The 22,977-nt window shown below is 52.8% G+C and carries 18 protein-coding genes; 6 read left to right on the plus strand and 12 right to left on the minus strand.

The window, feature by feature from the left end; all coding sequences use genetic code 11:
- The first annotated feature begins 11 nt into the window (after nt 1-11).
- Nucleotides 12-1,316, plus strand: a complete 1,305-nt coding sequence (locus tag LDL70_RS00590; RefSeq protein ID WP_225685948.1) for an ActS/PrrB/RegB family redox-sensitive histidine kinase — start codon at nt 12-14, stop codon at nt 1,314-1,316.
- A 215-nt stretch (nt 1,317-1,531) separates the two neighbouring features.
- Complete coding sequence (locus LDL70_RS00595) at nt 1,532-2,095, plus strand: ActR/PrrA/RegA family redox response regulator transcription factor (protein ID WP_022710680.1); 564 nt, start codon at nt 1,532-1,534, stop codon at nt 2,093-2,095.
- 32 nt (nt 2,096-2,127) lie between these two features.
- Here the strand turns inward: LDL70_RS00595 and LDL70_RS00600 are convergent, their stop codons facing one another.
- A complete protein-coding gene (locus LDL70_RS00600) occupies nt 2,128-2,622 on the minus strand; it encodes an MmcB family DNA repair protein (RefSeq protein WP_022710681.1) in 495 nt (164 codons plus the stop codon).
- 142 nt (nt 2,623-2,764) lie between these two features.
- On the opposite strand from LDL70_RS00600, the gene LDL70_RS00605 reads away from it, so the two are divergent.
- Nucleotides 2,765-3,385, plus strand: a complete 621-nt coding sequence (locus LDL70_RS00605) for a L,D-transpeptidase (protein ID WP_225685950.1) — start codon at nt 2,765-2,767, stop codon at nt 3,383-3,385.
- Between the two features lie 71 nt (nt 3,386-3,456).
- On the opposite strand, the gene LDL70_RS00610 is transcribed toward LDL70_RS00605, so the two are convergent.
- Together LDL70_RS00610 and LDL70_RS00615 are read right to left on the minus strand one after the other, a co-directional pair.
- Complete coding sequence (locus tag LDL70_RS00610; protein ID WP_075654080.1) at nt 3,457-4,023, minus strand: NifU family protein; 567 nt, start codon at nt 4,021-4,023, stop codon at nt 3,457-3,459.
- 89 nt (nt 4,024-4,112) lie between these two features.
- Entirely contained in the window at nt 4,113-4,604 is a 492-nt protein-coding gene (locus LDL70_RS00615) for a universal stress protein (protein ID WP_022710684.1), read from the minus strand.
- Between the two features lie 301 nt (nt 4,605-4,905).
- Between LDL70_RS00615 and LDL70_RS00620 the strand changes: the two genes are divergently transcribed.
- Nucleotides 4,906-5,652, plus strand: coding sequence for a class I SAM-dependent methyltransferase (locus LDL70_RS00620; protein WP_225685952.1), 747 nt, complete (start codon nt 4,906-4,908; stop codon nt 5,650-5,652).
- 40 nt (nt 5,653-5,692) lie between these two features.
- Here LDL70_RS00620 and trpS read toward each other — a convergent pair whose 3' ends face one another.
- From trpS to LDL70_RS00640, 4 genes are all read right to left on the minus strand, one after another.
- Nucleotides 5,693-6,760 carry a tryptophan--tRNA ligase gene (gene trpS / locus LDL70_RS00625; RefSeq protein ID WP_022710686.1) on the minus strand — a complete coding sequence of 356 codons (1,068 nt, stop codon included), beginning with the start codon at nt 6,758-6,760 and terminating at the stop codon, nt 5,693-5,695.
- Between the two features lie 229 nt (nt 6,761-6,989).
- Nucleotides 6,990-8,591 (minus strand): murein biosynthesis integral membrane protein MurJ, encoded by a 1,602-nt coding sequence (murJ, locus tag LDL70_RS00630; RefSeq protein WP_225685961.1) that lies wholly within the window; start codon nt 8,589-8,591, stop codon nt 6,990-6,992.
- A gap of 68 nt (nt 8,592-8,659) precedes the next feature.
- Complete coding sequence (locus tag LDL70_RS00635; RefSeq protein WP_225685971.1) at nt 8,660-11,479, minus strand: [protein-PII] uridylyltransferase; 2,820 nt, start codon at nt 11,477-11,479, stop codon at nt 8,660-8,662.
- 281 nt (nt 11,480-11,760) lie between these two features.
- On the minus strand, nt 11,761-14,076 hold the full coding sequence (locus tag LDL70_RS00640) for an NADP-dependent malic enzyme (RefSeq protein ID WP_225685973.1): 2,316 nt from the start codon (nt 14,074-14,076) through the stop codon (nt 11,761-11,763).
- A 402-nt stretch (nt 14,077-14,478) separates the two neighbouring features.
- On the opposite strand from LDL70_RS00640, the gene mutS reads away from it, so the two are divergent.
- Both mutS and LDL70_RS00650 read left to right on the plus strand, forming a co-directional pair.
- Nucleotides 14,479-17,265: a DNA mismatch repair protein MutS gene (gene mutS / locus LDL70_RS00645; RefSeq protein ID WP_370637729.1), complete on the plus strand. Its 2,787-nt coding sequence runs from the start codon at nt 14,479-14,481 to the stop codon at nt 17,263-17,265.
- 20 nt (nt 17,266-17,285) lie between these two features.
- Nucleotides 17,286-17,651, plus strand: coding sequence for a VOC family protein (locus tag LDL70_RS00650; RefSeq protein WP_022710693.1), 366 nt, complete (start codon nt 17,286-17,288; stop codon nt 17,649-17,651).
- A 40-nt stretch (nt 17,652-17,691) separates the two neighbouring features.
- On the opposite strand, the gene LDL70_RS00655 is transcribed toward LDL70_RS00650, so the two are convergent.
- From LDL70_RS00655 to LDL70_RS00675, 5 genes are all read right to left on the minus strand, one after another.
- Nucleotides 17,692-18,561 (minus strand): GNAT family N-acetyltransferase, encoded by an 870-nt coding sequence (locus tag LDL70_RS00655; protein WP_370637730.1) that lies wholly within the window; start codon nt 18,559-18,561, stop codon nt 17,692-17,694.
- A gap of 370 nt (nt 18,562-18,931) precedes the next feature.
- The gene (gene lspA / locus LDL70_RS00660; RefSeq protein WP_022710695.1) at nt 18,932-19,414 is read right to left on the minus strand and encodes a signal peptidase II; all 483 of its coding nucleotides are present in this window, start codon (nt 19,412-19,414) and stop codon (nt 18,932-18,934) included.
- Nucleotides 19,415-19,442: 28 nt separating this feature from the next.
- Entirely contained in the window at nt 19,443-20,306 is an 864-nt protein-coding gene (locus LDL70_RS00665; RefSeq protein ID WP_225685975.1) for an RNA methyltransferase, read from the minus strand.
- Nucleotides 20,303-21,478, minus strand: a complete 1,176-nt coding sequence (locus LDL70_RS00670; protein ID WP_370637731.1) for a class I SAM-dependent methyltransferase — start codon at nt 21,476-21,478, stop codon at nt 20,303-20,305. The genes LDL70_RS00665 and LDL70_RS00670 overlap by 4 nt, the downstream gene beginning before the upstream one ends.
- Before the next feature lie 184 nt (nt 21,479-21,662).
- On the minus strand, nt 21,663-22,637 hold the full coding sequence (locus LDL70_RS00675) for an ornithine cyclodeaminase family protein (RefSeq protein WP_225685977.1): 975 nt from the start codon (nt 22,635-22,637) through the stop codon (nt 21,663-21,665).
- Nucleotides 22,638-22,977: the final 340 nt, after the last annotated feature.

Below are 22,977 nucleotides of genomic sequence, written 5' to 3' on the forward strand. Positions count from 1 at the left end.
GGGAAGACTGAATGGCAAATGGTGATCTGATTAACCGGGCCTCGTCGCTTTCCCGCCGTCTGCGTCTGACAACATTAGTGCGCGTGCGCTGGTTTGCCATTACCGGCCAGACCGCAGCCGTTTTGTTCGTTTCTCTGTCGCTGCATTTTGTGTTTCCGCTCGGTATCAGTTTTGCGCTGATTGCCGTATCGGCATGGCTGAACCTGTTCTTATCCTTCCGTTATCAACTCAATCACCGGCTGGATTTGCGCACGGTTCTTTTGGTGCTGGCCTTTGATATTTTGCAGCTCACCGGCCTGCTTTATCTGACCGGCGGTCTGCAAAATCCGTTTGCCGTGCTGTTGGTCGTGCCGGTGATTATTGCATCAACCGCTCTGTCTGTGCGCAGTATTTTGCTGCTCGGCCTGATGGCGATTGCCTGTGCCAGCGTGCTGGTGGTGTGGCATCTGCCTTTGCCTTGGTATAGCGGCATGACGCTGGAACTGCCGCTGATGTTCGTCATCGGCGTTTGGTGTGCCATTGTTTCGACGCTGATTTTCAGCGGTGTCTATGTCTATCGTATTGCTGAAGAAGCGCGCCTGTTGGGCGATGCTTTGAGCGCTACCGAACTGGTGTTGCAGCGCGAACAGCATTTGTCAGCGCTGGATGGTCTTGCCGCCGCTGCCGCCCATGAGCTGGGTACGCCGCTGGCGACCATCACGCTGGTGGTCAAGGAGATGCAGCGCGCTCTGAAAAATGATGACCGTTATGCCGAGGACATTCAGTTACTGTCCTCTCAGGCGCAGCGTTGCCGCGAAATTCTGCAGCGCCTCACCAGCCTGTCTTCGGAAGGCGAAGAGCATATGTCAAAACTGGCATTGTCCTCGCTGATTGAAGAGGTGATCGCGCCGCATCGCAATTTCGGCATTCAGATTGATGTTGAGAAAAAACCTGATCCGAAATCAATGATTGTCGAGCCGGTTGTCCGACGCAATCCGGGGGTGATCTATGGTCTGGGTAATCTGATCGAGAATGCCGTGGATTTTGCCAAGACCGAGACACAAGTCGTCTGGGGTTGGGATGAAAATTCAGTGCGCATCACGATCCGTGATGACGGCAAAGGCTTTTCGGTGGATATGCTCGACAGGATCGGTGAGCCTTATATGTCGCGCCGCAGCGATGAGCGCAATGGTGGCGGATTGGGGCTGGGACTGTTCATTGCCAAAACACTGCTGGAGCGTTCCGGTGCGCATATCTCCTTTGCCAATCGTCCTGAACCAGGCCAAAGCGGTGCGGAAATTACGATTGTCTGGTCGCGGCAGGCGCTGACAGCATAAATCCGATTCTCCGGAGAAGCAGGGAGGGTGTCTGAGACTGAAAGATTCGTTTTTCAGTGTTTGAAACTGTGGCCTTTACAGGCATATTTTGAGTAAAATCTCTGTGAAATGCTATGAATTTTGTCGTTTTACATGAATAGTTACATTGCATATTTGACTTTTTGACGCAGGCGCAGCAATAAGTAAAAAGACAAAAGACGAGTAAGGAATACCTGATGGATGATATGAGTCAGGATGATCACCTTGCCATCGGCAGTGATCCTTCGCTTCTTCTGGTTGATGACGACAAACCGTTTCTGCAGCGGCTCGCGCGTGCTATGGAAAGCCGTGGTTTTACAGTAACAACAGCTGAATCCGTTGAGGAAGGCATTGCTGCTGTGAAGCTGGCAGCTCCGGCCTATGCCGTTGTTGATATGCGCCTCGGTGACGGTAATGGTCTGGACATTATTGAAGCTATCCGTGCCAAGCGTGAAGATACCCGCGCCATTGTGCTGACCGGTTACGGCAATATTGCCACCGCTGTGAATGCCGTCAAAATCGGTGCGATTGATTATCTTTCCAAACCTGCGGATGCGGATGAGGTTTTTGCAGCGCTGACCCGCCGTGACGGTGAGAAGATTGCGCCGCCGGAAAACCCGATGTCCGCAGATCGTGTGCGTTGGGAACATATTCAGCGCGTTTATGAAATGTGCGAACGCAATGTTTCTGAAACAGCACGTCGTCTGAATATGCATCGCCGTACTTTGCAGCGTATTCTGGCCAAACGCGCTCCGCGTTAAGCCTTATCTTTATAATCATGCCGGCTGGTCTTTCAGTCGGCATCACTGAGCGGCATCGACACGCCTGCCATTTCTGCAAGTGTCAGCCGGTTTGCGCCGATCCGCGCTAGTTGTAATGTCAGCGCCTTTCGTGTGGCCGGTGCCAGTTTGTGCTCCGGTGCATCGCGCAGAATTTCCCCGCCATAACCGTCCGAGAGTATAAAACCGCAATCTTCCGGAAAGATTTCACGCGGCACCTGTGCATGGGTGGCAAAAAACAGCCGGTCGCAATAATTGCGGTAATCCGGCCATTTCTGATCGGCTTTCCAGTCCTCGACAGATGATTTGATTTCAATAATCCAGATTTCACCTTTGCGCGTCAGCCCGACCAGATCGGCGCGCCTGCCTGAACGCAGAGAAATTTCAGGCAAAACATGAATATTCAGATCAAGGCACAGGCGCTGCACGCCGCGCCGCACCAGCAATGCCAGTTCAGACTGACGGCCGTCACTGAGAGGATGTTGTTGAAAAGGCGAGATAATTGGCATGTGTCTCTGTCAGTATAGGTGTCCGTTTATCTTGGATAACGGATTTTATAAAAGATAATCATGGTTAATGATTGATTAAGGATCAATGGTTAACTTGTTCCCAACAAATGTTGACTGTCATTACGGTTTTCTGAGGGGAAAAATGGTATACAGAAATGCACTCTCTGCCGCGGGTCTTTTTTTGACAATGGCGCTGGCCGGTTGTTCGACAACCTCATCTTTTCAGACCAGTACGGCATCCTATTCCACTGTTACAGATGCAACCTATGTGCTGCCGACGGTTCCTGTTCAGAAAATCGCACCGGAATATCGCCGTCAGCAGGTTAAATATGAAACGACAGAAGCGCCCGGTACAATTGTCGTCGATACGCAAAACAAGTTTTTATATCATGTCGAGCCGGATGGTAAGGCGATGCGCTATGGTATTGGTGTTGGTCGTGAGGGCTTTCAGTGGAAAGGCAATGCCAAAGTTGCCATGAAACGTGAATGGCCGACATGGACACCACCGGCACCGATGATCAAGCGCCAGCCGGAACTGGCAAAATATGCCGGTGGCATGAAACCCGGTCTGAACAATCCGCTGGGGGCCCGTGCGCTCTATCTGTATAAAGGCGGACGTGACAGCGGCTATCGTCTCCATGGGACGCCGGAATGGTGGTCCATCGGCAAGAATGTATCTTCCGGCTGCATCCGTCTGATTAATCAGGATATTATGGATTTGTATGACCGTGCCGGTGTCGGTGCCAAGGTTGTTGTGTTGTAATCTGGTATGGCAGAGACAATAAAAAACGCGGCTTTTAAGCCGCGTTTTTTATTGATGATATTTCTGAAATCTCAGATAGCTTCGACCTGCAGAACTTCCGGAACGAAATGTTTCAGCAGGTTCTGAATGCCGTGTTTCAGTGTTGCTGTTGAAGACGGGCAGCCGGAGCAGGCGCCTTTCATATGCAGATAAACAACGCCATGTTCAAAACCACGGAATGTGATGTCGCCGCCGTCTTGCGCCACAGCAGGGCGCACGCGGGTTTCGATCAGTTCTTTGATGGTTTCAACGATTTCCGCATCCGCATCGGCGAAGAACTCGCCTTCAGTATGATCGTGACCTTTGGACTGTTCTGACGCCATGACCGGTGCGCCGGACATCATATGTTCCATGATCGTACCGAGGATAGCCGGTTTGAGATGCTGCCATTCCGCACCGTCTTTGCTGACAGTGATGAAATCATAGCCGAAAAATACGCCATTCACGCCTGGTACTGCGAAGAGTTTAGCGGCGAGAGGCGAGGTGTTGGCGGCGCTGTCCGCATCGCGGAAATCAGCAGTGCCTTCCGGCATAACCACTTTACCCGGCAGGAATTTCAGGGTCGCCGGATTAGGTGTGGCTTCAGTCTGGATGAACATTGAAGTTCTCCCGTGTTAAATGAGGGGCTGTAAAGAAAATACGGCAACCATGACCACAGAGTTGCGTGATTGCTCTTAATATAGGTGTTTCAGGCGACGGCATCAATGTCATCGTCAGAAAGATCTGACGGAATGACTGTGACCGGAACAGGGAAGGATGCGCCGCGCCCTGCAATCGATTGTACCAGCGGTCCCGGACCTTCTTTGCCGGAACCGGCAGCCAGTACCAGAATGGCAATATCCTGATCTTCTTCAATCAGGCTGTGAATTTCTTCCGCAGTCTGCCCCTCGCGCACAATCAGTTCAGGCTCAATGCCGTATTGCTCACGTAATTGCGTTGCATATTTATTCAGTGCTGTCTGCGCCCGTTCCAGTGCCTCTGCCCGCATAATATTGCCGACACCAAGGAATTGCTGGAAATCTGACGGGTCTATGACGAACAGCAACACCAATGCGCCGCCGGTATTGCGCACACGGCGGGATGCATAGGCAACCGCACGTCCGCATTCGGGCGTTTCATCAATTGAGACAAGAAATTTACGGCGGTGGCCGGCTTCCCGGCTAAGACGTTTTGAAACCATGCGCGGGAATTTGCCACTCAATAGGCCCGACTGCAAGATGACAATTTTGTGGCGGGGCGAAATTTTACATATTTGCCTTATGAAAATTACGCAATTTTCTGTCCCAGAACCTGTGCCGTAAAATCTATGCCCGTCGTTTATATTGTGTTTTCAGGCACTTTGTGTTTGAAAGGAAAAGCTATCGTCCTGCATTTCTTGCTGTTTCACATTGCTGTGTAACGGGATGATTTTTTATGTGCGGCAGAGTTTTGCGGCTTCTAAGCCTGTCTCTGCTTGCTGCGGACAAGGAAAAATTCAAAAAATGACGAAGACTTATGGCAAGCTGGCCTCGCGTGTTTACGAGTTGGATAAACCGGTCGGGCGCTCTTTCGGTGATGTGGAATTCTATCTCGAACGCCTGAAAACCATCACAGGGCCGGTTCTGGAACCGGCCACAGGCAATGGCCGTATGCTGGTGCCGCTGGCACAGGCGGGGCATAGCGTCAGCGGGTTTGATTTGTCTCCTGATATGCTTGATCTGTGCAAAGCAAATTGTGCGCAATATGGTGTAAATGCAGAGCTGAGCCTGCAGGGTTTCACGACATTTCATTATGCGCAAAAATTTGCGGCGATTGTGCTGCCAGCCGGTTCTTTCCAGCTTATGACCGATGTTGTTGATGCGATGAGTTTCCTGCGACGCAGTAAAGAGGCACTGGCTCCAAACGGCAAATTACTGCTGGATATTTCTGTGGTCGGTGATTTCATGGATCACGCACCACGTGCACGGCACTGGCAGGATGGCGAAGATTTGCTGACCTTGCAGGAAATGCGCACCGCAACGGACTATGTCAAACAGGTGGTGACATCCCAGCTGCGTTATGAGCTATGGCAAGATGCGCAACTGGTGACAACAGAGATGGAACTATTTTCTTTACGCTGGTGGGGCGTGTTTGAGCTGGAACTGGCACTGCGTGAGGCAGGTTTTACGCAAATCAAAATCTACGGCGATTATCAATCAAGCGATTTTGATACGGGCTCAGTTGGTACTCTGACCTTCGAGGCGCAATAGAAATAAAAAAGGCAGGGAATTCCCTGCCTTTTTTGTATTTTTATTTCTGCAGAAAGCCGACAATGTCGCGGACATTGTGCATGGTTTCTTCAGCAATCACGCTTGCGCGTTCACCACCGTCACGCAGAACGGCATCAATATAGGCCGGATCGGCTACCAGTCGACGCATTTCATGCGTGATTGGAGAAAGCTGCGAAACAGCGAGTTCTGCAAGCGATGCTTTGAACTCAGAGAACTGCTTGCCGCCGAAATCACGCAACACGGCTGCTTTGTCCGTGTTGGTCAAAGCTGCGAAGATACCGATCAGATTATCCGCTTCCGGACGGCCTTCCAGCCCTTCCACTTCTGAAGGAATAGCATCGGCATCTGTCTTGGCTTTACGGATCTTTTTGGTGATAGTGTCTTCATCATCAATCAGGTTGATGCGTGACAGATCCGACGGATCGGATTTCGACATTTTCTTGGTGCCGTCACGCAGCGACATGATGCGCATCGCAGGGCCGGAAATCAGCGGCTCTGTGATCGGGAAAAAGCCAGATACAGTTTCATCACCAACAGCCATTTCCACGCCGATGCCGAGCGAGGCAATGCGGTCGGAATAGTCATTGTTGAATTTCTGCGCAATGTCACGTGTCAGTTCAAGATGCTGTTTCTGGTCGTCGCCAACCGGCACGGCGGTAGCACGATAGAGCAGAATGTCAGCAGCCATCAGGCTCGGATAGGCCAGCAGACCCAGCGAGGCATTTTCGCGGTCTTTACCGGCTTTGTCCTTGAACTGCGTCATGCGGTTCATCCAGCCGATACGAGCAATACAGTTGAACACCCATGCAAGTTCCGCATGCTGGCGCACGCGGCTCTGATTGAAGACAATGCTCTTCTTCGGATCAAGACCTGCAGCCAGATAGGCGGCGGTGATTTCGCGTGTGGAATTTAAAAGTTCCACAGGATCCGGCAGAATTGTCAGCGCATGCATATCAACGACGCAATAAATGCAATCCTTATCGTCCTGCAAGGCAACCCAGCGCTTCAATGCGCCAAGATAATTGCCGAGGTGAAGATTGCCGGTTGGTTGTGCGCCGGAGAAAATGCGTTCTTTGAAGGTGTTCATTCTTGATAAATCCTGAAGCTGGTGGAGAGCCGGTCGAGCGTGATTATCGTCGAAACGTAAGGTTTGATAATCAGGGATGCTCTGGGGTTGCTTTTAAGGCTGGCATATGTGGTTTGGACGCATGCTGCCAGTCTTGGCTAAAAAGTTTGGATTATAAAAAATATCCGGAAGGCAGGCGTGTAATCCTGTCTTCCGGATGCGTTATTACTGCCAGAGTGCTGAAAAGCAATCAAGCGGAAATATCTGTATTCTCCAGCGTTGTTGCTGCTTTTTTACGGCGGCGCATATTGCCTTTCAGGGCGGAGAGGCTGGCACCGCCAATGGCAAAAACCGTCGCAAAATAAACAATCATGCTGCCGATCACGAGCAGGCCGAGCGTTGTTGCCTGCACCAGTAGTCCTGCCTGCCTGCTCAAATAGGTCTCAAAATATTGAGCGGCAAAATACAGAGCTGCGGCCATGATCGCTGCTGCGATAATCAGGCGCGGAATACGGCGGATGAGACCGGCATCATAATCCCAATGTTTACGCCAGATCAGAACGGACAGCAGCAGAATGGCATTGACCCAACCGGCAGTGATTTCCGCCGTGGCAATGCCGGTAGGGCCGAGACGCGGGAACAGGATCAGCGCCAGTGTCACATTCACCACCACCGAAATACCGGCAAAGATCATCGGTGTGCGGGTATCTTCACGGGCAAAGAACCCCGGAATAAAGGCTTTAATCAGCACAAAGGCTGGCAGGCCGAGACCGTACACTGCGAGAATTTGTGAAACAATCAGCGTGGATTCCGGGCCGAACTGCCCGCGTTCAAACAACAGGCGCACAAGCGGTTCGGAGAAAACCAGCAGGGCTGCCGCCGCAGGCAATGTCAGGAACAGAGTGAATTCGACAGAACGGTTCTGCAGATTTCCGGCTTCCTGCATATGGCCGCCGCGCAAGGCACGCGACAATTCCGGCAGCAGAACGGTGGCAACAGCAATGCCGACCACGCCGAGCGGCAACTGATAAAACCTGTCAGCATAAACGAGAGAGGATACGGCACCGGCTGAGCCGGATGCAATATTGGTATTAATCAGCAGATTGATTTGCGTGATGCCGCCGGTAATCGCGGCAGGCAGTGCCAGTACCAGCAGGCGGCGTACATTGGGGGTCAGTTTCGGGCGGCGAAAGCCGATTTTAATGCCGGCGCGGCGTACTGCAAACCAGACAATGGCGAGCTGTACAACACCTGCCGCCATCACACCCCAGGACAGGGCATAACCGATTTGCAGCGGGTCGTAATTCTGCGCCCATGCCAGCAGCAGCGCGCCGATCAGAATGAAATTCAGGAAAACCGGCGCAATGGCTGCCGCGAAATATTTATGCAGGCTGTTGAGCATACCGCCCATCATCGCTGCCAGCGACATACAGGCGAGATAGGGGAACATGATCATCGCCAGATTGACCGTATTCTCAAACTTCACCGGATCACTGGTGAAGCCCGGTGCAATAACTGTACTGACCAGAAACGGCATGGAAAGCTCCATGGCAATGGTCAGTCCGAGAAGAATGGTGAACAGCACACCGAAGACTTCTTCAGAAAAGCGCTTGGCACCATCCATACCATTTTGCTCGATCTCTTTGGCAAAGAGCGGCACGAAAGCGGCGTTGAATGCACCCTCAGCAAATAAGCGTCGGAAAGTATTCGGGAAGCGGAAAGCGGTGTTGAAAGCATCCGCAACAGGGCCGGTTCCGAGAAACGCTGCCATCAGCATTTCACGGGTAAAGCCGAAGATTCTGCTCATCAGCGTGCCGGAAGCAACAGTTGCGAATTTTTTCAGCAGGCTCATGAATTCATCTCGTGAATAGGGAAGGACAGGCAGGCAGTGCGGCAAACTTTAAAAAGACGCAAGCCGGATTAACCTGCCGTTTCGCGCAATTTTTTCGGATCGCCGTTTTTGTTATCTCGTGCTCTGCTATCACTCCCGCTCTTGTCAAACAAGCTGAGGAGGCGTTTCTGGATATTAGCCTGCTTGGTCGTACCTGTGATTTTTTGCCCGTCTAGACCGGTAACATAGAAAGTATCAATCACTTTCTCACCGAATGTCGTGATATGAGCCGAGGCAATATTGAGCGAAAGATCGGAAATCGCATTGGTAATTTCCGACAACAGACCGGTACGATCCAGCCCTTTGACCTCAATCACTGTGAATTTCTCCGAGAGCGTATTATTGATATGCACACGCGGGGTAACATGGAAGGCACGGGCAGAGCGCCGTGCTTTGGTCTTGCGTGCCAGAACCTCCGGCAGATAGGTGGTGCCGGTCAGCACATCTTCAATCAGTTGACCAACCCGCGCCGCACGGCGCATCTCATCATCATTGGTATCGAATTCACGGCTGATGAGGATGGTATCAAGCGCGCGTCCGTCCGTGGTGGTGAAAATCTGCGCATCAACAATATTGGCACCGGCGGCCGCACAAGCACCGGCAATGATCGACAATAAACGCGGATGATCGGGCGACAGAATTGTCAGTTCGGTCACCGCTTCAAACTCATGCGGACGTGCCAGAATATTGAGGATTTTGCCTGCTTCATCGCTGGCGCGGATGAAATCCGCATGGCGCTTCTGGTCTTCCTGCGGCACGGTCAGCATGTAATTATCATAATGCAGCGCCAGAACAGCTTTCCGCTTTTCCTCCGGCCAGTCGCCGAGTTGTTCGGCCAGTTGGCAACGTGCCTGATTGCTGCGTTCAGTCTGGCTCACTTCCGAGAAACCGCCGGTCAGCAGTAATTCTGTTTCATGATAAAGTGTGCGCAGTAACTGGCCTTTCCAACCGTTCCAGACGCCGGGGCCGACAGCTTTAATATCGCAGATGGTGATCAGCAATAGCAGTTTCAGCCGCTCGGTGGTTTGCACAATGGCGGCAAAATCGGCAATGGTTTTGCGGTCGTTGAGGTCACGCGATTGCGCAACCTTGCTCATGGTCAGATGTTCCTGCACCAGCCATGCCACCAATTCTGTTTCTGACGGATTAAGCCCGAAACGCGGGCATAGTTTGCGGGCGATTTTGGCTCCGGCCGTGGAGTGATCCTCGGGCCTGCCTTTGGCAATATCGTGCAGCAGCAAGGTCACATAGAGCAGATGCCTGTCATTTTTGAGTGTCGGCAACAGGCTGTGGGCGAGCGGATGCTCGTTTTTCAGCGTCTCATGTTCAATCTCGGACATGATGGCGATGCAACGCAGCAGATGCTCATCAACCGTATAATGATGATACATATTGAACTGCATCATCGCGACGATCTTGCCAAAATCAGGAATGAATTGCCCCAGCACGCCGGATTCATTCATGCGGCGCAAGGTACGTTCCGGCGTGCGCGGCGAGGCAACAATTTCCAGAAACAGCCGGTTGGCTTTCTTGTCATTGCGCACATCGCTTTTGATCAGTTTCAGCGAGCGGCTGACGCGCTGAATGACATGCGGGTGATATTGCAGCCCGTGTTTATCAGCGAGATAAAACAGCCGGATCAGATTAACCGGATCACGCTGAAACACCTCATCATCAGCAATATTGATGCGGTTATGGTCGAGAATGAAGTCCGTGCTGCCGGCAATTTTGCGCTTTTTGCGGGTCAGTGTGGAATAGATCTGGCCGGTGCCCGGTGTTTCTTTGAACTGTTCTTCTTCCAGCGCGGCACTGATGATGCGGGTCAGATCGCCGACATCTTTGGTAACCAGAAAATAATGTTTCATAAAGCGTTCAACACCGGTCTGCCCCGGATGATCGGTATAGCCGAGGCGGGTGGCAATCTCGCGCTGAATGTCGAAGGACAAGCGCTCTTCCGCCTTGCCATAGAGAAAATGCATATGGCAGCGTACTGCCCAGAGAAAATCATCGGCTTTGCTGAACAATTTTGCTTCGCTGCGGGAGAAAACCCCGCGTTTAATCAGCTCTTCCGTGGAATGAACGCGGTAAATATATTTGGCAATCCAGAACAGGGTTTGCAGGTCGCGCTGCCCGCCTTTGCTCTCCTTAACATTCGGCTCCACCAGATAGCGCGTTGAACCCGCTTTCTTGTGGCGGATATCGCGCTCAATCAGCTTGGCTTGTACAAATTCTGCACCGCTGTCGGCAACGATCTCCTGATCGAAACGGGTGGTGAGTTCGTCAAAAAGCTCTTGGCTGCCGGTGAGAAAACGCGCTTCCAGCAGTGAAGTGCGGATGGTCATATCTTCGCGGGACAGGCGGATAGCATCATCAATATTGCGCGTGGAATGCCCGACTTTCAGCCCCATATCCCAAAGCATATAGAGCATATATTCCACAACCTGTTCGCCCCATGGCGTTTGCTTATAGGGCAGCAGAAACAGCAGATCGATATCAGAACCCGGTGCCAGACCGCCGCGTCCGTAACCGCCGACAGCGATAATGGCGAGGCTTTCCGCTTTGGACGGGTTCACCGCCGGATAAATATGCTCAACGGTAAAATCATAAAGCGCGGCAATGATCTGGTCCATCAATCCGCTGATGCGTCTGGCACAGGCAATACCGCCGCCGTCTTCCAGCAGCATGGTCTCGGCACGGGCTTTGCCGTCTTTCCATGTGGTTTTAAGTGTTTTCAGAACCTGATTGCGCATCTGGTCTTTGCTTGCATCTGCGTTGACGATCTCTGTGAGCGCGGCAGCAAGCGCCTGCCTGTCAATGATGCGGTCAAGATGAAGATCGGACAAGCGCATGGATCATGGTTCCGTAGTAGCAAAGTTACGATGCAGAAAACTGAGCATGGATTAAAGCTGAACGCAACGGTAAGTCTGCATTGTACCTAGAACAGTTTACGTCCAGCTGTGGATCGCGGTGCTGGTTCTAGGTTCTTTAGTGGTCGCATTATCACGGCCGTCAAGTTGTTCCAGCTTGCCTTAATCTAGAAGGTACAAGTTGTTCCAACTTGACTGTGAAATGCTTTAAACAAGAAAGGCCGGAGAGTGCTCCGGCCTTTTGATTTCGGGTACTGAAATAATCAGTTGGTTGCCGCATAGGCGGCAAAGGCCGCCATATTGGCAATGTCGGAATCCTTGGCACTCAGCGGTACGATCTGCACAGCCTTGTCGAGACCGGTCAGCAACGGGCCGATCAGTGTTGCGCTGCCCAGTTCCTGCAGCATATCCGCGGCAATGGAAGCCGCATGATAATCCGGCATCACCAGCACATTGGCTGGGCCTGTCAGGCGGGTGAACGGATAGGATTCCATCAGCTTGCCGTTGAGAGCTACATCGGCACTCATTTCGCCGTCAAATTCAAAGTCGACATGGCGTTTTTCGAGAATACGCACGGCTTCCTGAATTTTTTCCGAGCGCGCACCGGACATATGGCCGAAGGTGGAATAAGCCAGCATGGCAACGCGCGGCACATAGCCCATGCGACGTGCTACATTGGCGGCTTCCGCGGCAATATCGGCAAGTTCTTCCGCTGTCGGCTGTTCATGCACCGCAGTATCGGCGATGAAAACGGTACGGCCACGGCACAAAGCCAGCGATACACCGATCATCCGGTGCCCCGGCTTCACATCAATCACGCGACGCACATCTTCAATGCTGGTGGCATAATTGCGGGTTACGCCGGTAACCATGCCGTCCGCATCGCCCATGGCGACCATGCAGGCCGCAAAATGGTTGCGGTCATTGTTGATCATGCGCTGACAGTCGCGGAACAGGTAGCCTTTGCGCTGCAATTTCTCATAGAGATAATCAGCATATTCCGAGGTGCGCTTGGACAGACGGGCATTGGTGATTTCGATGCCGATTTTGCCAAGGTCGATACCGGCCTGTTCGGCTGTTTCACGAATGCGGTCTTCACGGCCGAGCAGAATGGCTTTACCCAGACCCTGCGATGTGAAGGAAACGGCAGCGCGGATGATTTGCGGCTCTTCACCTTCGGCAAAAATCACGCGCTTGGTATGACGGCGAATACGGTCATAAATGCCGGTCATGGTCGAGGCGATCGGATCGCGGCGTGCAGCCAGAGACCGTGCATAGGCATCCAGATCTTCAATCGGCTTACCGGCAACACCGCTGTCCATCGCGGCTTTGGCAACAGCAACCGGAATTGTGGAGAGCAGGCGCGGATCAAACGGCACAGGAATGATGTAATTCGGACCAAAACGCGGACGGTTGCCCTGATAGGCGGCAGCCACATCATCCGGCACATCCGTGCGTGCCAGTTCTGCCAGCGCATTGGCGGCGGCGACTTTCATCGCATCATTGATAGTGGTGGCGCGAACATCGAGCGCACCGCGGAAAATATACGGGAAGCCGAGGACGTTGTTGACCTGGTTCGGATAGTCGGAGCGACCGGTTGCAACAATTGCGTCGGAGCGGATGGCTGCCACTTCTTCCGGTGTGATTTCCGGATCAGGATTGGCCATGGCGAAAATAATCGGATTATCGGCCATGGAGCGAACCATATCTTCGGTCAGCGCGCCTTTAGCGGAAACACCGAAGAAAATATCCGCGCCTTCCATGGCTTCCGCCAGTGTGCGCTTGTCAGTCTTGACCGCATGGGCAGATTTCCACTGGTTCATACCTTCGGTACGACCCTGCCAGACTACGCCTTTGGTGTCACACAGCGTTACATTCTCAGACGTAAAGCCCATGGCTTTGACCAGTTCGATACAGGCAATACCGGCAGCACCGGCACCGTTACAAACCATTTTCGTGGTCTTCAGGTCGCGGCCGGTGAGGTGCAGCGCATTGAGCATACCGGCAGCGGCGATGATTGCAGTACCATGCTGGTCATCGTGGAAAACCGGAATATTCATCAGCTCGCGCAGGCGGCTTTCGATGACAAAGCACTCAGGCGCTTTGATGTCTTCCAGATTGATACCGCCGAAGCTCGGGCCGAGATAGCGTACGGAATTGATGAATTCTTCCACATCGGTGGTATCGACTTCGAGATCGATGGAATCCACATCGGCAAAGCGCTTGAACAGCACGGACTTGCCTTCCATCACTGGTTTGGAAGCCAGCGCGCCGAGATTGCCAAGACCCAGAATGGCAGTGCCGTTGGAGATCACGGCAACCATATTGCCTTTGGATGTATAGTCATAGGCTTTGGCGGGATCTTCCGCGATCGCTTTGACCGGTACAGCAACACCCGGAGAATAGGCCAGCGACAGATCGCGCTGCGTAGCCATTGGCTTGGTCGGAGTAATTTCCAGCTTGCCCGGACGTCCGCGGGAGTGGAAATCCAGCGCCTCTTGCTCCGTCAGGGATGTGCCTTTTCCGGCTTGTGGTTTCTGGCCAGATTGCGGCTTCTGGGTGGTCTTATCGTTGGTCATTGACCCCTCCGATTTTCTCTGCGAGGGCGGTTGTCAGCTTATGCAGCGTGAACGGCCATAGTATTATAATATATTGAAACATCCTTCGGATGGCTGGGCAGTGTGTTTATATCAAGTCGGCCTGTTTGTGTAGCGCAATATTTGAAAAGATTCCGATGTTTAAAGACAATATTCGTATAATCGGCGCATTCCGGCGAAAATCACGGGGATATAAGCAACTGGCTGCTTCACAGGGCTTTGTTCGAAGTTTTAAACTGAAGCGTATCCCGAAAAGTGTGAAGCGGTTTTCGGAACAAGATACGCGGAAAACAAAATGGCAGAGCATTTCCTATTGGTTTAATCAAAACCGGAAATGCTCGTGCAGGATTTTGAAAAATTATTTCAGGAACATGTGTATTCCCTATGACGCAGCATGATACAGCCTCAGTAAAACCTGACCGGACGCCTGAACTCGCAGATGAGCCGCAGAGCACTTATGATGCAGGTCTCACCGCGCGCCCGACGCCGATGATGGAACAATATATTGAGATCAAGGCTGCCTATCCCGACAGCTTGCTGTTCTATCGTATGGGCGATTTTTATGAGCTGTTTTTCAATGATGCGATTGAGGCATCAGAGGCTCTCGGGATTACACTCACCAAGCGCGGCAAACATCTGGGCGAAGATATTCCGATGTGCGGTGTGCCGGTGCATACGGCAGATGATTATTTGCAGCGTCTGATCGGCAAAGGCTTCCGCGTGGCCGTCTGTGAGCAAGTGGAAGATCCGGCAGAGGCGAAGAAGCGCGGCTCGAAATCGGTGGTCAAACGCGATGTGATCCGTCTTGTCACACCGGGCACGATCACGGAAGAAAAACTGCTTGATCCGGCACGCGCTAATTTTCTGATGATCCTCGGCCGTGTGCGTAGCGCACAAATGGGAAGTGGCGTAAGAGGTGCGGAAGAGGGCAGGCTGTCGCTGGCATGGATTGATATTTCCACCGGCCAGTTCCGTATGACGGAAACCACGCCTGAAAAACTCTATGCCGATATTATGCGCGTTGATCCGAGCGAGCTGATCGTGCCTGAAACTGCTTTTCAGGATCCGCAGATCCGTCCGGTACTGGATCTGCTCGGGCGGATTGTCATGCCGCAGCATCCGAGCCTGTTTGAAAGTTCAACGGCAGAAGAACGCATCAGGCGCTATTACGGCGTGGCAACTTTGGATGGCTTCGGCGAGTTCAACCGCACCGAACTTTCCGCCATTTCCGGTGCTATTGCATACTTAGAGAAAACCCAGATTGCCGAGCGTCCGCCGTTGATGCGCCCAGAGCGTGAGACGGATGGTTCATCGCTGTTTATTGATCCGGCAACCCGCGCCAATCTGGAACTGATGCGCACGCTCTCCGGCAATCGTGAAGGCTCGCTTCTGAAAGCCGTTGACCGCACAGTCACCGGTGCCGGTGCACGCTTGCTGGCCGAGCGTTTGACTGCGCCGCTGACTGAGCCCGAACAGATTGCTGCAAGACAGGATTCCGTTGCGTTTTTTCTAAGTGAAACATCATTGGCACAAGGGCTGCGTGCTGCTTTGCGCGGTGTGCCGGATATGCCGCGTGCCTTGTCACGTCTGGCCGTCGGGCGCGGTGGTCCGCGTGATCTTGGCGCTTTGCATGCCGGTTTTCAGGCCGCACATCTGGTGCGCCAACTGTTTCAGGATAAGCAATTGCCGGAAGAGCTGGCGCAGGCCTGCCGCGCTATTCTCGCACTGCCGGAAGATTATGCGCAATTGCTCGATCAGACTTTGGCGGAAGAACTACCATTGCTGAAGCGTGACGGCGGTTTTATCCGCACGGGCTATCACGCAGAACTGGATGAGATGCGTAGCCTTCGCGATCAGTCGCGTCGTGTGATTGCCGGACTTCAGGCTGATTACATGGAAGAGACGGGCGTTAAATCGCTCAAGATCAAGCATAATAATGTGCTTGGTTATTTCATTGAGGTGACTGCCAATAATGCCGGTGCACTGACGGATACGGATGAGGCCAAAGCACGCTTTATCCATCGCCAGACTATGGCCAGCGCCATGCGTTTCACCACCACGGAACTGGCGGAACTTGAAACCAAAATTGCCAATGCCGCTGATCGTGCACTGTCGATTGAACTGGCAATTTTCGAAGAATTAATCCGTCACACAGTGGAAAATGCTGATGCTATCCGCGCCGGTGCTGCAGCGCTTGGTGTGATGGATGTGTCGGCAGCGCTGGGTGTTCTGGCCGATGAGCAGGGCTATTGCCGCCCGAAAGTCGATGATAGCTTGAACTTTGCCATTGATGGCGGCCGCCATCCGGTTGTCGAGCAGGCGCTGAAAAAACAGGCCGCTAATCCTTTTGTGGCCAATGATTGTGATCTATCCCCGCTGGGTGATCAGAAATTCGGTGCGATCTGGCTTTTGACCGGTCCGAATATGGGTGGTAAATCGACCTTCCTGCGCCAGAATGCGCTCATCGCAATTCTCGCTCAGATGGGCTCCTATGTTCCGGCCACATCGGCGCATATCGGTATTGTTGATCGTCTGTTCAGCCGTGTCGGTGCATCGGATGATCTGGCGCGTGGCCGTTCCACTTTTATGGTGGAAATGGTTGAAACCGCCGCCATTCTCAATCTTGCCGGTGAACGCTCATTGGTTATTCTCGATGAGATCGGTCGTGGTACCGCGACTTTTGACGGGTTGTCGATTGCATGGGCGAGTGTGGAATATCTGCACGAGAAAAACCGCTGTCGCGCTTTGTTCGCCACGCATTTTCATGAAATGACGGCGCTTTCAGAGAAGCTGGCACGGCTTGCCAATGTCACTATGCGGGTGAAGGAATGGGAAGGCGATGTTGTGTTCCTGCATGAAGTGGCCAAAGGTGCCGCTGATCGCTCCTATGGTGTGCAGGTTGCACGCCTTGCCGGTCTGCCTGATGCGGTGGTTGAACGGGCGCGCGATGTGCTGCATCGCTTAGAAGAGGGCGAAACCTCCGGCAAGGCTGAAAAGATCATTGATGATCTGCCGCTTTTTGCTGTCATTGCCAAGCCGCGTGAAGTGGCAAAACCTGCGCAGGATAGCGCTTTGCTGAATGCCGTGAATGAGATTAATCCGGATGATCTGACACCGCGCGAGGCGCTGGAAGCCTTATACCGCCTGAAACAACTATCGGTTAAAAACTAAAACCCGGCAGGAGAGACGACATGGCAGTTCTGAGGATCGTAGCTAATCTGGCAGGCTCTGATCTTCAGGCTGCGCGGGTCTTTTATGAGGAACTGCTGGGGTTGGATGTGGTGATGGATCACGGTTGGATCGTAACGCTGGCTGCCGCAGCGACCGCAGAAAACAGGCCTGTTCAGCAGCTCAGTTTAGCGACAGAGGGCGGCGGCGGAACGGATGTGCCCCGTCTTTCCATTGAGGTCGATAATCTGGATGAAGTCTATCATCGCGCACAGGCTGCAGGATTTGAGATTATCTATCCGCTCACGGAAGAACCGTGGGGCGTGCAGCGTTTTTATGTCCGTGATCCGCTCGGATATGTCATAAATATCTTATCGCATCAGATATAAAAAAGACCGGTGTATTACCGGTCTTTTTGTTTTCATCACATCATACAAAACGGTCAGCTTCAGCGCCGTAATAATTGATGTAGCGACTGGAAATACGCTCGACCGGCAGAACAATCAGCACATCCGTAGTGCCGAACTGATGGTCAACCACGGCACCGTCACCGATCATTGCGCCAAGGCGCAAATAGCCTTTGATCAGTGGCGGCATGGAAAACAGCGCCACTTTCGGGTTGATGGCTTCCTGCGGAACAATATCCATCGAGCGGTAATGTTGCTCAAGCGCACGGACATCCCATTCCGCATCAGCGCGGCAATTATGATGCAGGAAAGACAGCGGTAGCGCATGGGCTTCCGGCACCGTACCGTGGAAAGAGGCGCAGCCGAACATCACTTCAATCCTGTGCTGGCGGCAATAGGACCAGATGCCCTGCCACAGCAATTCAACCGTACGCTTGGAGCGGTATTCCGGCTTGACGCAGGAGCGGCCGAGCTCAAGAAATTGCAGGCCGGGCTTGCGTTCAAGCAGTTTGGTGATTTCATATTCTCCGGCAGAATAGAATGTATGCCCTGCAGCAAGCATGTCGCTGCGCATCAGGCGGTATGTACCGACAAGCTGCTCTGCCTCACCGCCGGAGATTGATGTGTCATAAACCACCAGATGATCACAGATCGCATCATAATGGTCGCTGTCGCGTTCTTCAAGAATGGTATTCTGAGATTTTTGCGCACCGAGTTCGGTATAAAAAACATCGTAGCGCAGTTTTTGCGCAATACGGATCGTGTCCGGATTATCCGCAATCCGCACAATAAGACTGCCCATACGCCCCAGTATCTCGCCGGCCAGTGAAGAAAAACCGGCATCAGCTAAAATGGCGCCTATTTCAAGCGTATCTGGTGGTGTTTGCTTCATGCGTGCATCATGCGCGGTTTGTGAAAAAATTCCAAGAGCCTGTGGCAAGATATATCCTCCGCCGGATTCAACTGTCTCAGTGCTGTCCGCAAGTATTTTGTCTGCTTAGCCACGTTTCTGAGTTGCGGTATTTATAGAGGATGTCTGCGTCAGGCATGTGACATATGCCTTTTAGATTGTCTTGTCAGGCCGGTGAAACTGACAGGTATGGAGAACGGCAGCGTGTGAAAAAGCCGCCGGCAAATCCGTTTAAATTGATTTGCCGGAGATTTTGTCAGGGAAATGACCGGATTTGGTGAAGATTTTGAGGTGTTTCAGCCCGCAGAGCGGAAGTGCTTCCCCTCAACCTGCAGTGCGGGACTTTCTCCCCTCAGCCCGCAGAGCGGGACTTTCTCCATTGCACCAATTCGTCGAGGATAATCAGTCCGGCACCGGTAGAGATATAAACGTCAGCCATATTGAAGACAGCAAAAGACCAGCTTGGCAGATGGAACAGGATGTAATCAACCACATAACCGAGCAAGCTGCGGTCGATGAGATTGCCGAGCGCACCACCAATAATCAGTGCAAAGCCGATACGGCTGATCACCCGTTCCGGTGCAGTTGTCCACCACAGATAGGAGACGAAACCGATGACAGCAACAGTCATGGCTATCAGGCCGCCGTCATGCAACCACGACAGCATGGAGAAGGCAATGCCCTCATTATGGGTGCGGTAAAGCGCCAGAAACGGCAGCAGATCAATCTGCTGATTATAGTCCATGCCGCTCTCAACCAGAAATTTGATATACTGGTCTGAGGTGACAGCGAAAACGATAATCAGAACAGACCAGAGAGTGGCACGTTGGGACATAGGGGCTTAAACTCCTGCGTGTCTTAGTTTAGCGATCATCCAGAACCAGAGCATCACGGCGGATTTCATAGAGCATGACGCCTGTGGCAATGGCAAGATTAAGCGAATCCGCACGGCCAGCCTGAGGAATACGTGCCAAATGTGTGCAAATTTGAGCAAGATCATCAGGCAAACCCTGCTGCTCATTGCCCATCATCAGCACGACCGGCTGTTTGGTGTAAGGAATGGTCCGGTAATCAACCGCGCCTTTGAGATGTGTACCGACCAGCACACCTTTATAGGATTTACGCCAGTTGACGAATTCGTCATGCTTTGCACGGTAGAGCGGCACGGCAAAAACCGACCCCATGGTCGCACGTACGGTTTCCATCGAATAAGGGTCGGTGCAGTCACCGATCAGAATAATACCTTTGGCACCCACCGCATCAGCGGTACGGATGATGGTGCCGAGATTGCCGGGATCACGCACACGGTCGAGAGCAATATAGGTGTCGTTACCCTGCGGGCGCAGATGATCCAGTGTTTCAAAACGCTGGTCAAAAACACCGGCAACCATTTGCGGATTGTCTTTACGCGTAATCGCCGCAATGACTTTTTCTGAAGCTTCAAGAACCAGACCGCCACCGGCTTTGGTGCGGGCTGCCACTTTTTCTACCAGCGGATTACCTTTACCGGCTTTGGAAAACACCAGCGTACGGATGCGCCAGCCCTGATCAATGGCATCGATCACCAGTTTCAGACCTTCCGCCAGAAACACGCCCTGCTGGTCGCGGAACTTCTTCATCGACAAAGCACGCAGGTCTTTGACGATCGGATTGGTCAGGCTGGTAACTTCTTTAACGCTACCGGTGCGCGGAGTATCTTTGCGGGAAAAATCATTATTCTGGGTCATGAATTGGCAATCCAGCGGGAGAACATGGAAGTGGAAAGTGCGCGTTCGGCAGAGCGTTCACGCAGGATCAGCTCGCCTGATTCAATCACGCCGCCGCGACCGGTAAAGCGGTCGCGCATCAGCTCGTGAATGGCAAAGAACGAGGCACGGATCGAATAGGCAGTCAGCACAACGCTGAGGGCATCCGGCGAGAGAATAGCGCGGCACATATCGACCATCTGCGGCAGATTATCAAAAAGCTGCCAGACTTCGCCATTCGGACCGCGGCCATAAGCGGGCGGGTCAAGCAGGATAATGTCGTAAGTGTTGCCACGGCGCTCTTCGCGCGCCACAAATTTGGTTGCGTCTTCGCAGATCCAGCGGATCGGCTTGTCTTCCAGACCAGCCAGCGCCTGATTTTCACGCGCCCAGTTGATAGCTTTTTTGGAAGCGTCCACATGGGTCACTTCAGCACCGGCATAGGCGGCAATCAGCGAGGCAACGCCGGTATAGCCGAACAGGTTGAGGACACGCACGGAGCGGTTGATCTGTTTTTTACGGGCATCGCGCACCTGCTGCGCCATGAAAGCCCAGTGCGCGGCCTGCTCCGGAAAAACGCCGACATGGCGGAACGAGGTGAAGCGGCCGAAAAAGCGCACATCCTGCAGCGCCATCGGCCAGGTTTCACCCAATTGCTGTTTCGGAAAATGCCAGCGTCCCATGCCTTCTTCATCGGTATTGCCGGTGAAGATCGCGTCTGCCTTATCCCATTCGCTCTGCGGCCATGCAGGCTGCCAGATTGCCTGCGCCTCAGGGCGGATGATGCGGTAAGGGCCATATTGTTCAAGCTTGAGACTGTTGCCGCTGTCAAGCAGCGCATAATCTTCGCTCGGGCTGGTCTCGAGAATAACCGGCAGATTTTGCTGAGGTCGGTCGCCTGTCAGTTTCAGCAATGAGCGCTGGGCGACAGCCGGTTCAGCCGTTACTTTTTTCGGTGCAACCGGTGCGGCATTTTCAAAAGCCGCAGCATTCTGTTCGGTTTTAGCAAATTTTGGGCGCGGTTTTTTAAAACCCTGCGAAGGTGCAGCCGACACCGCTTTACGGTTATCGCGTGACTGTGCGGCCGGTTTGCCCGCAGATCGCGCTGATGAACCATTATGAGATTTGGCGGCTTTTCCTTTTGGCGGTTTCACCCTGTTTGCTCCGAAACTGTTAAACTCAAAATACTATACCATCAGATGGTGCAATATTTTCTGTTTCGTAGAGCATGGCAGCCTTTTGGGAAAGCTGAATTTAAGCGCAAATATCTTATAAATGCATCTTTGCCCTGAAAAGCCGCCATATCTGAGGTTCTTCAGGGCAAAATAACGGGCGGGATCAGCCTTGTTGTTTCAGGCTCTTTTCATAGACCATAATGCCGGCGGCAAGGTCTTCCATGGCTGCACCAACGGATTTGAATAGTGTAATATCCTGATCGCTGATGCGGCCTTTGACTGTTCCGCGTGCCAGATCAAACAGATCACCGAGAATATGATCCGGCTTGATAATGCCGTCACGCAAAGGCTGGGTAATGTCGCCGCCTTCTTTCAGAGCACCGTCTTTGGTGTCGACAAAAACACGGGAGCGCAGCACGGCTTCGTCATCACTTTCACGCATATCCGGTGTGAAAGCACCGACCAGATCCACATGGGTGCCGGGACGCAAATGTTTCCCGTGAATCAATGGTTCGGTTGCCAGAGTGCCGGCGGCAACAATATCCGCCTGCTGAATGGCTGCGATATGATCTTCAGCAATATAGGCATTATAGCCTTCATCACGCAGTTCTTTGAGTGTTGCTTCTGCCCGTTTCGGATTGCGCACGCAGAGCGCAATATCGGTAATCGGGCGCACAGAACTATGGGCTCGGACGAGATTGGAAGAAACCGCTCCGGCACCCATAATCACAAGGCGGGAAGCATCTTCCCGTGCCAGATAGCGGGCGGCAAGGGCGGAGGCTGCGGCCGTGCGCCAGCGGGTCAGGCTCTGGCCGTCAATCAGTGCTTTTGGTTCGCCGGTAATGCCGTCCAGTAGCAAGTACACACCCATAACCGCAGGTTTGTCGATCAGGCCGTTATCCGGTGACACGGTGACGATTTTAACGCCCATATAGCCTTGCGACTGATGCTCAAGTTTATGGAAATCTGACCATGCAGGCATCAGCAACAACATGGACGGGCTGCCCTCAGGGCGTTCAACCGGATGGTGATGACGCACAGGCTGGATCATGCCGTTACGGAAGGCGCTGTCCAGCGCATCGACCAGTTCCGGCCAGGTCATCAGATCATCAACGGCAGCAGCGGAAATATGAAGCATTATTTGTCAGGCCTTTTATGATGCCGCCCATTGTCTCCTGCAATGCACGGGCATTTATTTTCATTAGAGCATTTCACAGTCAAGTTGGATCAACTTGACGCCCGTGATAATGCGACCAAATAAAGAATCTAGAGCGTAGCGCATTTAATTATACCCACTGCGCTCGCTCGATCTCCTTGTTTTTACGCATGTCATTATCGGAAAACCGGTGCCCGTTTTTCCGCGACATGTTTTAGAGCGCCGTGTGCCCGATCGGGCGCACAAAACGCGCTCTCACAACAACAGATTGTTCCCATGCCTGAGGGTGGGAGACAAGCACCGATCTTTATGAAGTTGATGA

This window comes from Pseudochrobactrum sp. XF203, from assembly GCF_020341615.1.
GTDB lineage: Bacteria > Pseudomonadota > Alphaproteobacteria > Rhizobiales > Rhizobiaceae > Pseudochrobactrum > Pseudochrobactrum saccharolyticum.